Source organism: Elusimicrobiota bacterium, from assembly GCA_026388155.1.
Classification (GTDB): Bacteria; Elusimicrobiota; Elusimicrobia; order Elusimicrobiales; family UBA9959; genus UBA9634.
On sequence record JAPLKI010000004.1, the window covers coordinates 1 to 15,025 of the forward strand.

Consider the following 15,025-nt stretch of genomic DNA (forward strand, 5'->3'; position numbering starts at 1 on the left):
GGGGTCGTCTACCAAGGGCCTATGGCCATCAGACGGCCTCCCGTGGTCCCCCTCCACCCCGTATTGAGGGGTGGAGCCTCCTCTCCGCTACTGGGGCGCAGCGGGCAAACCCGCCGTCACCCCCTCCAATTATTCCCACGACACAATGGTATCCTTACTAACCTTGTTGCACTAGCACCTTGAATGTGCACCCCGACAAGTCGCAGCGAGAGAACGCCTTTAATTTAATATAATTCTAAATAGTCTTAAAAAAACTATGGAGGAGCTGATGAAAATGTCCTTACTATTGCCGTCTATACTGCTCTGCTGCGCCCCGATTTATGCCGCCGGAGAATCCAAACCCTCGGAGCTGGAAAAGTCAGGCGCCAGTATCGAGAAAGACCCGAAATTTCCGCCGGTGGTTTCCTACACTCTTAAGAACGGCCTCAGGCTGCTTATATTGGAAAAACACTTCGTGCCCACTGTTTCTTTCACCATGATGTTCAAAGTCGGCAATGTCGACAACGAGCAGGGAAAAACCGGCCTGGCCCATCTTTTTGAGCACATGGCCTTTAAAGGCACTAAAACCATAAATTCCGCCGGCTACGAAAAAGAAAAACCAGCCCTGGACAAAGTGGAAACAGCGGCCGGCGCGGTCATCGCTGAGGAGACGCGCGACAATCCCGATCCGAAAAAGCTGGAAGACCTGCGCAAAGCTATGGCCGCCGCCGAGCAGGAGGCCGACAAACTGACCGTTAAGGATGAATACTGGAAAATTTACAACGAGCTGGGCGAATCGGGCATGAACGCCATGACCTCCACCGACTATACCGGCTATGTGGTTTCTCTGCCGTCCAACCGCCTTGAAGCCTGGATGACGATAGAGTCCGACCGCTTCAAGAACGCCGTGCTCAGGGAATTTTACAAGGAACGCAGCGTGGTCATGGAAGAGCGGCGCATGGGCGAATCGGACCCGAACCGCCTTATGTGGGAAACGCTTTTCCAGAACGCGTTCAACGCCCATCCTTATCACAACCCGACTATAGGCTGGATGGACGACCTTAAACGGCTTACCCGCTCCGACGCGGAAAAGTTTTTCAACAAGTTCTACGCCCCGAACAACGCTACGCTTGCCGTGGTAGGCGATGTGAAGCCGGAAGAGGTGATAAAGCTGGCGGAAAAATATTTCGTCTCCTGGCCCGCGAAGGAAATCCCGGAACGGGTTTACACCAAAGAGCCTCCCCAGAAAGCGGAAAAACGGATAAATGTGTTCTTTAAAGCCAAACCCATGCTGCGCATCGGCTATCACAATCCGGGCTTCAGCAACCCCGACATCTACGGGCTTATAATGGTAAGCGAGGTCCTGTCGAACGGCAAGACCAGCCGCTTCTACAGAAATCTGGTGGAAGGCAAGGAACTGGCTCTTTACGCGAACTCATATCATTCCACGCCCGGCGACCGCTATCCCTCGCTGTTCATTATTTCGGCGGCGCCCAAAGCCCCGCATACTCTTGAGGAACTGGAGACCGGAATAAACGAAGAAATAGACAGGCTGAAAAAAGAGCCGCCCACCCAATGGGAACTGGATAAGATAATCAATAATTACGAAGCCGAAATGATAAAGCAGCTGGAATCCAATTCCGGCCTCGGCATGAGCCTGGCGCACAACCAGGAGATACTGGGCGACTGGAAATACGACTGGACGACCGGCGACGAAATGAGAAAAGTAAAGCCGGAAGATGTTTCGAAAATAGCCGCCAAATATCTGACCAGAGACAACAAAACGATGGTTTTTCTGATGGAACCCGAGAAACCGGAGGGAAAATGAACAGTAAAAAATTACTGGCTACTATAGGAGTCAACCTTATGACGCTCGCAATCGCCGCCCCGCTCTTCGCCGTACCGCCCGCGCTCTCAAAACTTGACGCGGTTAATTTCAAACCGCCGAAAGGCGCGCGTTACGCTCTTGAGAACGGCATGATAGTTTACATGCTGAAAGACAATACCCTGCCCGTCCTGCACATGACCGCAATTATACGCACCGGCCGCATAAACGACCCGAAAGAAAAAATAGGCCTTGGCGATATAACAGCGTCGCTGCTCAAAGACGGCGGCTCGTCCAAATATAAACCCGACGATATCGACAAAACGCTGGAATTCCTCGGCGCCTCGGTGGAAAGCGCCATGGCCTCGGAAGAGGCGCGCGCCGACATGACGGTTTTAAAAAAGGACCTGGACGCGGTGCTGGATATCTACGCGGATATCTTAATCAACCCGGCTTTTGACGCGCAGAAATTCAAGCTGAAAAAAGACGAGGCGCTGGAACTGATAAGCCGCCGCAACGACGACCCCGCCCGCGAGGCGCAGCGGGAGGCCGTCCGCGCTTTCTACGGCCCCGGCCATCCTTACGGCTGGCGCACGGAGACTGCGACAATAAACGCCATAACCGGCGAAGACATAAAGGCTTATCACGCCAATTATTACAAGCCGAACAATATTATTCTGGCTGTCAGCGGCGATTTTACGAGCGACGAAGAGATGCTGGCGAAGCTTAAAGAGAAATTCGGCGCCTGGCATAAGGGCGAAGTTAAATTCCCGGTTATCGCCCCGGTGGAGATAAAGGAAGGCCGCCAGGTGTATTTTATAGACCGGGACATTTCACAAACCTCCATAGTCATGCTGCAGAAAGGCGTAAAGCGCCACGACCCGATAGAATACCCTTTGAGCGTCACGAATGAAATGCTTGGCGGCGGACTTTCTTCGCGGCTGGCTTCCGAGATACGCTCGCGCAAGGGGCTTGCTTACAGCGTTTACAGCTATTTTTCAAAAAAACCGGATTATGGCTTTATAAACGCTTCCTGCGGCACGAAGCCGGAGACCTATTCCCAGGCGCTTGCCGAAATGCTCAGCCAGTTCGAGCTGATAAAAAAGGAGACCGCCCCGGCCGACGAGGTCAAGCGCGCAAAGGATTCCATGATAAATTCTTTTGTTTTCCGCTTCGCCACGCCCTTTGACCTGATAAGCGAGCGGGCACTTTACGAATATTACGGCTATCCCGCGGATTATCTTGACACTTACGTCGATAATCTTGCAAAAGTGGATCCTGCGGCCGTGATTGAAACCTCAAAAAAATTATTCAAGCCCGAAAACGCGCTTATTTTCGTGATAGGGAATTCAAAGAAATTCGACAAGCCGCTCACGGAATTCGGCACGGTGACGGAGCTGAAGGAAGACTAAAGGATTGTTACATTCAGGCAGACAGAATTCAGGAGTCAGAATTCAGAATGGTGGAATTTTGCTCATCGGTGCGTCCTTATTCTGACTAGCCTATGGCTGTGCCGTAACAGACGCTATGCGTATAAGACGGCCTTCTGAATTCTGGCTTCTGGATTCGCCACACTGATATCAGGCGGCTATTTTACTTCTGATCTCCGCAGGCATTTCTTTTATCTTGAAGTCGGGGCCTACGCAGACCATATCGGTCACGGCTTTTGAGATTATTTTTCCGTCCTGATTTTTTATTTCATACCCGAACTGAACCCTGATCCCGCTGGTCTCGTTCACCCAGGTCCGGGTTTCCACGATATCACCGTATACCGCGGGCGCCTTGTATTCTATTTCCTGGCGTTTCACCACGAACCAGATGCCTTCATCCATAAGGGCCTTAACTGACAGGCCGCGCTCCTCCATGTACTCGGTTCGCGCTTCCTCGAGGAATTTCAGATAATTGCCGTAATAGACCACCCCGCCGCAGTCGGTATCGTAATAGTATATCCGCCTTTTCATTTCATTCTCCGATTATCTTCACAAGTATTCTTTTTTTCCTCTGCCCGTCAAACTCCCCGTAAAATATGGTTTCCCAGGGGCCGAAATCCAATTTTCCGGACGTAACCGCCACCACCACCTCCCGCCCCATGATGGTGCGCTTAAGGTGCGCGTCACCGTTGTCCTCGCCGGTCAGGTTATGCTTGTAACCGGTTTTTGAATAAGGGGCCAGGCGCTCCACCCACGCGAGGAAATCAGCGTGCAGGCCGCGTTCATTGTCGTTTATAAAAACGCTGGCGGTTATGTGCATGGAGTTTACCAGACATAGACCCTCTTTTATGCCGCTTTTCGCCAGTTCCTGTTCCACCTCGGCGGTGATATTTACCACGGCGCAACGTTCATCGGTGCGCACTGTAAGATAAGCTGTGTGCGATTTCATGAGTAATATTCTACAAATTTGAGATAGCCCGAATACTTTGCTATAATAGGTTCATGGCATACAAATGCAAGATTTGCGGAAAAAAACCCGTGGCCGGCTTTTCATACAGCCACTCAAACAGGGCCTCTAAGCGGCTTTTCAAACCCAACCTTCAGAAACAGAAAGTTCAGCTTGACGGACTGGTGCAGTCCGTTTATCTCTGCACTAACTGTATAAAGAGCGGCAAATCCGTGCGCCCTCTGAAACATCAGAAGAAAGGGTAAAGGATTTCCGCCCCGCTCTTTTGGTTCAATCGCCTGCGCGGAAGATTCCGGCCGGGGCAGTAAGCCGTGCTTCTTTATTTCTGCGCCATCCACACTACACTTCGCCTTTTCGCCCATGTCCCGCGGCTTCAACAGCGGCCATAATATACGCGGTCCTATCTCCCCTGACACCGCTGATTAACAATAATTCAATATTTTTAAAACACTCCTTGTTGTATAATTTCCTTAAGACAGAAAATTTTAATCCGTCCGGGATTTTAAAGCGTCCCATTTTTTATTTTTATTTTGGCCGGAGGCCGTTAAATGGAAACCGAACCGAAACTAGATCCTTCAACCATTACAGATGTGGAAACCGCCAAACTGGCTTTACGCTGGGCCGTGGAAAAAATACACTCCATGCAGGAAGAGCTGGGCCGCCTGCGCGAGGACAACCGCAACAAGGTAACGACCAACCGCTCGCTCACCGAACAGCTTGACCAGAAAACCGAAGTTTTAAAAAAATGGCAGGGGACCATAAAAACCTGGGAAGAAAACTGGAAAACCCAGACCGCCATGGAGACGGACCTAAAGTCCAAGCTCAGGGAACAGATCTTGAATGAAGAAACCGCCAATTGGCGCCAGGCCCGGGCCCAGCTGGAAAAACAGATCCTGGCCCTTAAAGAAGCGCTGGCCGCAAAAGAGGGAGAAATCGGCCGTCTCAAGCTTAACGTTATTGACGAGCTTAGCAAGTCCTCCGAACTGAAAGAGGAAGAACTTAACACTATTCTTAAAAAACAGCAGGATAATCTGGCCGAGCGGGAAACCGCCATGGCGGAGAAGTATGCCCGTTTTGAGCGGGAACTGATTGAAAACCAGCGTATCGCCGCCGAACAGCAGGAACTCTCCCTGAAAGAAACGTACGAAATAAAAATGAGGGAGTTTTCGAAACTATACGAACAGAAAGAAGCCCAGCTGGAGAGATTCCGCAAAGAGATAGAGGACCAGCACCTTGCAAAGATGGAAGGCCTGGAGGCGCAAAACCGGGCGCGTCTTGACGCCCTGAGGGCGGAACTGGAAGCCAGCCGGGCGAAGAAAGCGGAAGAGGCCGAAATCATTCACGCAGACCGCCTGAAATCCCTTGAAACGGCCTTTTCTGAAAAGCAGGCGGAACTGGAAAACAATTTCAGAGACAGGGAGCTTGAACTTGAAGAAAGCCACTCAAAGGAGCTTGACGCCGCCCGCCTGGCGAGAGAGCAGGAAACAACCGCGCTGCGCGACCGCATGCAGGCCTATGTGCTCAAGCGCGAGCAGGAATACATCACGCTGCGCCTTGAAATGGAGCGCCAGGTGACGGAACTGGTAAAAAACCGCGAAGCGGATATTAAGGCCGGCTACCAAAAGAACATTGAGGAAGTCAGGCAGCAATGGAACCGCCTGGCCCTTGAAAATCAGCAAAAACTGGATGCCTTGCTTAACGAAAACAACGCCAATTGGAAGGCCCGCTGGGAAAAACGGGAAGAGGAACTGACCGCCGCCAAAGCCGCGGAAATAAGGACCGCTGTCGATAAAGCCCAGGAGCGGCTTAATCACCAGGAAGCGGCGCTGCGCGAAACGCTGCTCCGCGAACAAAACGAATGGCTGGCGGCCCGTGACGCCGCAATGGCGGAAGTGAAAAAAGCGCTTGAAAAAAGCCACGCCGAAAGATTTGAAATCGCGCAAAAGAACCTTGAAACCGCCTATCTGGAAAAAGAAAAAACCATGTTTAGCCGGATGGCCGCGGCGCAGAAAAAGATCCGGGCGAAATGGCAGGCCAGGGAAGAAGAATGGCTGCTTGAAAAAGAGACTGCCGCCAATGAAGAAAGAGAAAAACTTAAAGCGGAATTTTCCGCCTATCGCCAGACGCTGAAAGAAAAACTGACGCAGGTCGAAGATGAATTAAAGCTTAATTACGCCGAGAAAGAAGAACACCTTGACTACTCCGCCAGAGAAGCGCAGAAAAGAAAAGAAGCGGAGCTTTGCGCCGCGTTCGCTAAAAAGGAAGCTGAGGCGAAAACCCGCGCTGAACAGGAAATGCGCCGCCTGGCCGCCGAAGCCGCCAAAAGCCTGTCCGCCGCCGAGAAAGAACAGGCGCTGGTTCTGGAAGCTCTCAAAAAAGAATTTGAGCGGCAGCAGGCCGAAAAAGCCGCGGCCTTTGAACAGGAAAAGGCGAGGTTCTTTAAGGCGAATCCCAGCCTGGAAGAAAAACACGCAGCGGCCGTTGAAAACCTTAAAAATGAATTTGAACAAAGGATGGCGCAAAAAGCCGCCGCCTTTGAAGAGGAAAAGCTGAGGCTCCTTGAGGCCAATTCCGGACTGAAAGAAAAACATGCCGCGGCCGTTGAAAACATTAAAATGGCGTTTGAACAAAAGCAGGCACAAAAAGCCGCCGCCTTTGAAGAGGAAAGGCTGAAGCTCCTTGAGGAAAATGCCAATCTGGAAAAAAGACAGGCTGCGCCTGTTGAAAACCTTAAAATGGAATTTGAACAAAGGATGGCGAAAAAAGCCGCCGCCTTTGAAGAGGAAAAGCAAAAGCTACTTGCCTCCAAAAACGACGCCGAGGCCGTCTGGGCCGCCAAAGCCGAAGCCCGTGAACTTGAATTTGAGAGCAGACTAAAGGCTGAGCGCTCAAGGCTCGCCGAGGCCAATAAAGTCAGGGAGACGAACCTGAAAAACCGCGAAGCGGAGATCGAACAGCTTAAAAACGCCAACCAGCAGGAATACAACGAACTGAAGATAGCGCTCTACCAGGAAATGCAGGGCAAGGAACATGAGCTGTTTTCAAAGCTTGCGGCCGCCAAAGAAGAGATGTATAAGGCGGTGAATGACCGCGGCGCCGTGATGGACAGGGAATACAACGCGCGCTTAACCCAGCTGCGGGGCAAAGAGACCGAGTTGGCGGAGCGCTTCGAAGAAAAGAACCGGCAGACCCTGGAAGCGATCAAAAAACAGAAACAGGACGAGTTTGACCGGCTGACGCTGGAGTTCGAGAGCCGCGCCGCGGAACTTGAGAACCGGTTTAAAAACCGCGAGCAGGCGCTTAACGCGTCCTTCTCCGAGCGCCTTGCAAAAATGGAAGCGGACTTCAGCGGCAAAGAAAAAGAATTTTCGGACGGCCAGGAGAAGGCCCTTGCCAAACGGCGGCAGGAACTGGAAACCGCGGCGAGACAAAAAGAAAAAGAGCTTGAAAAAAAGTACTCAGACCTTACCCAAAGCTTCTACACGGAAACCCAGAAAGAATCCACCGCCTGGGAAGGGCAGAAAATGGAGATTTTGAACCGCGAAAGACAGCTGCTTCGCGCGGAGTTTGAAAAAAAAGAGGCGGTCATCAGCCAAAAAATGGACGAGGAGCTGTCAGCGCAGCGCCAGCAGCGCGTGAAAATGGAAGTGGATCTGGCCGCCCGAAAAGAAGCGCTTGAAAAGGCTTACTACGCGGAACTGGCCCGTTCCCGCGCAACGCTTGACAAGATGCGGGCCGAACTGGAAGGGCGCGCCGTCTCAAGGAACAAGGAACTTGAAGAAGAAAAGAACCGCCTCACAATGCTGGTGGCGCAAAAAGAAGAGGAATACATAACGCAGTATCAAAAAAAAGAAGAAGAGCTTCTTCGCTTCTGGGAACAAAAGCAGAAAGAACTGCAGGAAAAACACGAAAAGGAATTAAAAACCGCCAGGGAAAAGATGTAAGCCCCCCCGGCCGGAGCCGGGGGCTTCCCCTGCCGCAAAAGAAGCCGCAGTCGCCCCGTGTCATACTTAGCCCGATACTCCCCATACCGCAAATTTTTTCTCTCATTCAATCCCGGGCCTGAAGCACAATCCCCGCGCGACGACAGCTCCACCTTAAAAACGTAAATTTTGCCCGCTCTTTTTCCAATCAGGAGCCCGGCGGAATCCGCAAGGGCGCATGAACTTTCAGCCGCGAAGCATTTCGCCGGCGCTTGGAATTTCACTGCCGTCCGGCGATTTTTACGCGGTTGCGGCAATGAAGTTTATTAAGATATAATAAAAAAAGGAAATATGAACCTGCATTTATCACGACAGCACGATTCAGCCCGAAAAATCTCCCGCTTTACCGACGGAGGCGACCATCAATGATAAAATTCAATAACAGGATACTCTTCGTGGGTTACGGCGCGGTGGCGCAGTGCACTCTGCCCATCCTGCTTAAGCATGTTAAACTGCCGGCCAAAAACATTACGGTGATGGATTTCGAGAACCGCTCCGCTGCGCTTAAGACCTGGACCGCCAAAGGCGTAAACTTTGTGCGCGACAGGGTTACACGGGACAATCTCGACAGGCTGCTCGGCCGCTATCTTTCCGCGGGCGATGTGCTTATCGATCTGGCCTGGAATATAGATTGCTGCGAAATCCTGCGGTGGTGCCACGACCGCGGCGTGCTCTACGTCAACACCTCGAGCGAGGTCTGGGACCCGTACGCGGCCGCTACGGACAAGCACCCGACCGAGCGCACGCTTTACTGGCGTCACATGAACATCCGGCGCATGACCGCGAAGTGGACGAAGGGCGGCCCCACGGCGGTAATTGAACACGGCGCAAACCCCGGCCTTATCTCACACTTCACAAAACAGGGGCTGCTTGACATCGGTTCGCGCCTGCTGGCCGACAAGAAAGTCAAGGGCCGCGCCGCCGACGGGATCCGCCGGCTCATGTCCGAACAGAGTTTTAATCACCTGGCGATGCGGCTGGGCGTAAAGGTCATACATGTCAGCGAGCGCGATACCCAGATAACCAACAAGCCGAAGCAGGTGGATGAGTTCGTCAACACCTGGAGCGTGGAGGGCTTCCGCGAAGAAGGCATCACCACGGCGGAGATGGGCTGGGGCACTCACGAGAAGGAACTGCCGGCATTCGCCTACGAGCACAAGGAAGGCCCGAAGAACCAGATCTGCCTGGCGCGCATGGGGATGAACACGTGGGTAAACTCCTGGGTGCCTGATTACTGCATACAGGCCATGGTGGTCCGCCATGGCGAGGCGTTCACGATCTCCGACAAACTGACCGTGTGGAAAAACGGCACGGCCGTCTACCGTCCGACGGTGCACTACGCCTATTGCCCAAGCGACTCCGCCATCGCCTCGCTCAACGAACTGCGCGGCTATGATTATAAGCTGCAGCCGAAAATCCGCATTCTGACCGACGAGATAATCCGCGGCTCCGACATTCTTGGCGCGCTGCTGATGGGACACGATTACAACGCCTGGTGGACCGGCAGCGACCTGAGCATCGGGCAGTCGCGCAGACTCGTGCCGCATCAGAACGCGACCACCATGCAGGTCGCCATCTCGGTGGTGTCAGCGACCATGTGGATGCTTGAGAATCCGGACCGGGGCGTCTGCGTGCCGGACGACCTGCCGCACGAATACGTCTTAAAGATAGCCAAGCCATACCTGGGCAAGTTTATCTCTATGCCCACGGATTGGACGCCGCTGAAGCATTACACCAACGAATTCCTGGGCCACAACAACCCTGCCATCGACCGGAGCGATCCCTGGCAGTTCAAGAACTTCCTTATCACGGATGGAGATTAAACATGAACCCGAATCGATTGCAAAAACTGGCCGAAGAGCACGGAACGCCGCTGTTCGTGGTTGACCACGAAGAGATCCGGCGCAACTACGCCGAGTTCAAGAAATATCTGCCGCGGGTGCAGCCCTATTACGCGGTCAAGGCCAACCCCGACCCCGCCATCGTCAAGACGCTTTACGACGCGGGGGCCAGCTTCGACGTGGCCTCAATGCCGGAATTCGATATCGTCCACAAGAACATCCAGCATATGCCGCCGAAGCAGCGTCAGGAATGGATATGGGACAAGATCATTTACGCCAACCCCATCAAGGCCATTGAGGCCCTGACACAGCTCGACACCTACAAACCGCTGGTAACCTACGATAATTTGGAGGAAATAAAAAAGCTGAAAGAATACGCCCCCAACGCGGGCCTCGCCCTGCGCCTTAAAGTCCCCAATACCGGCGCCATGGTGGAGCTTTCCTCCAAGTTCGGCGCGGATCCGGGGGAAGCGGTGAACCTTATTTTAGCCGCCGGCCGGGCAGGTTTCACCGTTGAGGGCTTAAGTTTCCACGTCGGCAGCCAGACGACCAACTTTGAAAACTACGTCCAGGCGATAAATCTCGCCGCTAACATTTTTAAAGACGTGCGGGCCCGCGGTTACACAAAGATGAACCTTCTGGATATCGGCGGCGGCTTCCCCGCGCCGTATGATGAATCCGTCAAATCCTTCCGCGTTCTGGCCAAAAGGATCAATACCGAGCTGAACCGGCTTTTCCCGAAGGAAATAGAGATCCTGGCCGAGCCGGGGAGATTCATGATCGCGACAGCCGCGACTTCTATAGTCAAGATCAACGGCAAGGCGGTGCGCGATGGCAAGCTCTGTTACTATGTCAACGACGGCGTCTACCACACCTACTCCGGCATTATTTTTGACCATTGTCATTATCATATGAAGGCGTTCCGTAAAGGTCCGGAGCAGGTTTGCGCCGTCTTCGGTCCGACCTGCGATGCGCTTGACGTGATTTCAATGTCGGAAAATCTCCCCACGGACCTTGAGCTCGGAGAGCTTCTCTACAGCGAGAATATCGGAGCGTACAGCCACGCGTCATCCACATACTTCAACGGTTTCCCTCCCGCGAAGGTGGTACATGTGAACCAGTTCCAGACAAACCGGAAAAACCACAAGACCGCGGGCGCGGCGACGTCCCGCTGACGCCCGCGACCCGGCCGGCCGGTAAAGCGGGCCAATCCAGGTTTTTTATCCGCCCCCCGGAGAACCGGCGGGGCGGTGCGCTTTTCGGAAATGCCGCCGCGCTGATTTTCCGGCATTTTTTACTATAATAATAAACATGGCAATAATGGTCCCCAAAGCGATATTTCTGACAAAAGGTATAGGGCGCCACAAAGAGAAACTCTCAAGTTTTGAGGAAGCCCTCAGAGATGCCCAGTTGGCCCGTTTCAATCTGGTGCATGTCTCAAGCATTTTCCCCCCCCACTGCAAGGTGATTCCGAGGAAAATCGGCCTTCAAAGACTTCGGAGCGGACAGATACTGCACTGCGTGCTGAGCCGCAACGCGGTGAACGAAAACCACCGCCTTATAGCCGCGTCGGTGGGTCTTGCCATACCGAAAGACCGCGCACATTACGGCTATATCTCGGAGCACCACACTTTCGGGGAAACCGACGAAAAAACCGGAGATTACGCCGAGGATCTGTCGGCGCTGATGCTGTCGACTATTCAGGGCGTGGAGTTCGGCAGCGAAACCACCTGGGATCAGAAAGAAGAGATCTGGAAGTTAAGCGGAAAGATAGTTAAAACCACCAACATCACCCAATCCGCCATCTGCACCGAGGGAGTCTGGACTACCGTGGTGGCCGCGGCGGTCTTCGTATTTTAACAGCAGGGACTAGCGTAGAGGGGCTAGGGGTTTAGGGAAGGTATTTCTTTCCCTCTCCCCTCTACGCTAGCCTCTCGCCACTGTACCTATTATGCTCTTCAAACCGGCAAAAACGCAGTTCATTCTGCGCAAAAAAATAGATTTCAGCTCCGCCGCCTTCGTGGTGGTGCCGGTTCCTTACGAAAAAACCACTTCTTACGGCCGGGGAACAAAGCACGGCCCGAAGGCCGTTATAGACGCCTCCTGGCAGCTTGAGCTGTGGGATGAAGAGACCAAAACCGAAACCTGGAAAAAAGGAATTTTCACCGCAGGCCCGGTTAATTGCGCCCTGCCTGAAAATAAATTTTTCCCCGCGCTTGAAAACACCGTTGAAAGACTTCTCGCTTCCACTTCCGCTTTGCCCTTTTTTATAGGCGGCGAGCACAGCATAACCCAGGGGCTCCTGCCCCCGTTCATTAAGCGGCACAAGAACCTTTCCATCCTGCATTTTGACGCGCATGCCGACCTGAGGCCTTCCTACGAAGGGTCGGCCCACAGCCACGCCTGCGCGGTTTACCCGGCCTCGCGCACCAACAAACTTGTACAGATAGGCATACGCAGCGTAGGCTCGGACGAGCGGCAGTTCCATAGCGCCGGCGGAGTGAAAACGCATTTGATGCACGAGAACCTGGATTTTAAGAAGCTGGAACGGGATATCCTGCGCGAGTTGACCGGCACGGTTTATCTGACCATAGACGTGGACGGCTTTGACCCTTCGGTCATGCCCGGCACCGGCACGCCGCAGCCGGGCGGCTTTATGTGGTACGAAGCCATGAAACTGTTCAAAGCGGTCTGCATGAAAAAGAAAGTAGTAGGGGTGGATGTGGTGGAAGTCAGTCCGATAAAAAGCACCCCCCTGACCGAATTCAACGCCGCCAAACTTATCTACCGCCTGATGGGATATCTCAGCGCCAGGCGCTGAGGATCTGCTGTAGTAAATATAAGGCCCCTTATCGTTAGTTCCCCTCTCACTTAATGTTTCCGGACACCCCAGAAAAATTGTAAAAAGTAAGCCGCATCGCCATAATACAAAAAGCGGCGGGGTTTTTATAAATTTTTACACAGTCCCTCACGCCGGACGTTGTCCTGGCGGGTTAGGCTGCGGAGAGTTATTTGTTTTAGTCTTCAGCCGGGGCGGGTTCCATATCTTCATATAAGTCTACCCGTGGGCCCCGTAATTCTTACAGAAAATCATATCCACGGCGGCTTCCCGGCTTAGGCCGCTGGTCCCGGAAATGCGTCTGATAAGCTGTAACTACTGAGCCACTCGTAAGTAATATGAATTTAAAATAATATATAATTTTTTATTATGCCGACACCGATGCATTCAGTGCAATTTTCCCAGCTGGTTGACATGTATAACCCGGCGGCGGTTTTTGAAGAGGTCAAAAGCATCTTTGTAAGCTCATATCCCGTCAACGAATTTGAGGACATCAGAAAAGCATACAAGGATTTTATGATCCTTTATGCCGGGAAATACCCCGGTTACTGCGCCTGCAACACCCATTATCACGATAAGATGCACGTTACCGATTCGCTTCTTGCAATGGCGAGACTGATAGACGGCTATAACACCGTCCACAAAAAACTCCCCGTGCAGCTGGTAAAGCTCGGTTTTATAGCCGCCATCTTCCATGACGCGGGCTACATTCAGAGCGTTCACGACATGAAAGGCACCGGCGCGAAGTATACCCTGACCCACGTTGAAAGAAGCATTAACTTCATTAAACACTATTTTGCCAAGAACAATTACCGCAAAAACGACGCGCGCATCATCTCCGATATGGTCTTATGCACCGATCTAATGTTTCCCATAGAAAAGATCGGGTTCAGAAGTCCTGCCGAAAGGACCGCCGGATTAATGCTCGCCTCCGCCGATCTGCTGGGCCAGATGGCGTCGAGATGCTATCTGGAGCGGTTGATATTTTTATACAGGGAATTCCGCGAAGGGCACGTGAAGGGCTATTCGTCGGAGCTGGGGCTGCTGCGCAAAACCATGGATTTCTCAAAATTCATCCAGAAGCGCCTTAAGGTCGTGCTTGAAAACACCGCGCAATACGCTCATTTACATTTTAAGAAAAAATATCACATCGACAAGAACTTTTACCGCGAGGCGGTGGAAAACCAGCTGAATTATCTGGAAGGCACGGTCTTAAAAAATCCGAAGGAGTACAGGAAGTATCTCCGCCGCTCAAGATAATGCCCGGCGGGGGAATTTTCAGATCTGTAGTAAACATAAGACCCGGACCTTAAGTTTCCAACCGCCTAAAAAAACCCACAAAAGCATTCCCCTGCCGCTGTAACAGCAAAAGCGGGGTTGGTTTTATAAAATTTTGCAAGGTATCTGTTTACCTGCGGGCGGGACAATCGGACGTATCTCAAAATCGGGTGGGGAAATATTTTAGTGAAATTAGTGACGCGATATGCGAACGTTTTATTGATATCCGCCGGGGTGGCGGCGGGTTTATTTGCGGGGGTTTTCCGGAAGGCGACTTGGTCTTGCAGTCAGGGGAGCCTGAGGATAAGGGCGGCCGCGCTGGCCGACCCGGCCCCCGCAAATAAACCCGCCGACAGGCCCCAGGCCAATTGTGTGACTAGCGTTAGTTTATAAAGAAAAGGTCGTGTCTGCCTTTTTGCCTCTTACAGAAATCACGGCGCTATTTTTCACGGCGCACGGTTTCGTGCGAGAAGGCCGGCAGGCATATGGATATGTATTCCGCGCCGTCCTCTTCAGGCGTTGAATAACACACCCGCTCGCCCGCCTCCATTATAATGGCCTGCCCGCCGCGCACATCGAAAACTCCGGACGGGGTTTCCACCCTGAGCATTCCCTTCAGGACCAGCGTGTACTCCGAGAAACGGGGATTCTGCGGCGGCTCTTCCCAGCCGGCAGGACTTACCATGCGGGCCACGCTTATAATAGTGGTTTGGGTACTGACCCGACCTATATATTCCTCGATAACTTTCGGCTTGTTTCCCGCCGCCTGCACAAGAGTCGGTCCCTTGATAAATATGGACATAACACCTCCCGCATTCCAACCACGCTTTTTAAGCAGGTATTGTATTTTTTTAGCGGACTATTTCAAAATAAAACAATCGCC

General features: G+C 52.6%; 12 protein-coding genes. 9 read left to right on the forward strand and 3 right to left on the reverse strand.

What is annotated here, in order from left to right; genetic code table 11:
• Positions 1-268 precede the first annotated feature (268 nt).
• Positions 269-1,807, forward strand: a complete 1,539-nt coding sequence (locus tag NTX59_01015) for a pitrilysin family protein (protein ID MCX5784249.1) — start codon at positions 269-271, stop codon at positions 1,805-1,807.
• Positions 1,804-3,216 (forward strand): pitrilysin family protein, encoded by a 1,413-nt coding sequence (locus NTX59_01020; protein ID MCX5784250.1) that lies wholly within the window; start codon positions 1,804-1,806, stop codon positions 3,214-3,216. Before NTX59_01015 ends, NTX59_01020 begins: the two co-directional genes overlap by 4 nt.
• Positions 3,217-3,384: 168 nt before the next feature.
• On the opposite strand, the gene NTX59_01025 is transcribed toward NTX59_01020, so the two are convergent.
• On the reverse strand, positions 3,385-3,765 hold the full coding sequence (locus NTX59_01025; GenBank protein ID MCX5784251.1) for a thioesterase family protein: 381 nt from the start codon (positions 3,763-3,765) through the stop codon (positions 3,385-3,387).
• Position 3,766: 1 nt separating this feature from the next.
• Entirely contained in the window at positions 3,767-4,183 is a 417-nt protein-coding gene (locus tag NTX59_01030) for a secondary thiamine-phosphate synthase enzyme YjbQ (GenBank protein ID MCX5784252.1), read from the reverse strand.
• Between the two features lie 53 nt (positions 4,184-4,236).
• On the opposite strand from NTX59_01030, the gene rpmB reads away from it, so the two are divergent.
• From rpmB to NTX59_01065, 7 genes are all read left to right on the forward strand, one after another.
• A complete protein-coding gene (gene rpmB, locus NTX59_01035) occupies positions 4,237-4,446 on the forward strand; it encodes a 50S ribosomal protein L28 (protein MCX5784253.1) in 210 nt (69 codons plus the stop codon).
• A gap of 303 nt (positions 4,447-4,749) precedes the next feature.
• Positions 4,750-8,145, forward strand: coding sequence for a hypothetical protein (locus NTX59_01040; GenBank protein ID MCX5784254.1), 3,396 nt, complete (start codon positions 4,750-4,752; stop codon positions 8,143-8,145).
• A gap of 404 nt (positions 8,146-8,549) precedes the next feature.
• A complete protein-coding gene (locus NTX59_01045) occupies positions 8,550-10,007 on the forward strand; it encodes a saccharopine dehydrogenase NADP-binding domain-containing protein (GenBank protein MCX5784255.1) in 1,458 nt (485 codons plus the stop codon).
• Positions 10,008-10,009: 2 nt separating this feature from the next.
• Entirely contained in the window at positions 10,010-11,200 is a 1,191-nt protein-coding gene (locus tag NTX59_01050; protein ID MCX5784256.1) for a type III PLP-dependent enzyme, read from the forward strand.
• A gap of 145 nt (positions 11,201-11,345) precedes the next feature.
• Entirely contained in the window at positions 11,346-11,885 is a 540-nt protein-coding gene (locus tag NTX59_01055) for an arginine decarboxylase, pyruvoyl-dependent (GenBank protein ID MCX5784257.1), read from the forward strand.
• 91 nt (positions 11,886-11,976) lie between these two features.
• The gene (speB, locus tag NTX59_01060) at positions 11,977-12,846 is read left to right on the forward strand and encodes an agmatinase (GenBank protein MCX5784258.1); all 870 of its coding nucleotides are present in this window, start codon (positions 11,977-11,979) and stop codon (positions 12,844-12,846) included.
• A gap of 399 nt (positions 12,847-13,245) precedes the next feature.
• On the forward strand, positions 13,246-14,124 hold the full coding sequence (locus tag NTX59_01065) for a hypothetical protein (GenBank protein ID MCX5784259.1): 879 nt from the start codon (positions 13,246-13,248) through the stop codon (positions 14,122-14,124).
• A 457-nt stretch (positions 14,125-14,581) separates the two neighbouring features.
• Here the strand turns inward: NTX59_01065 and NTX59_01070 are convergent, their stop codons facing one another.
• Complete coding sequence (locus tag NTX59_01070; protein MCX5784260.1) at positions 14,582-14,944, reverse strand: cupin; 363 nt, start codon at positions 14,942-14,944, stop codon at positions 14,582-14,584.
• Between the last annotated feature and the right edge of the window lie 81 nt (positions 14,945-15,025).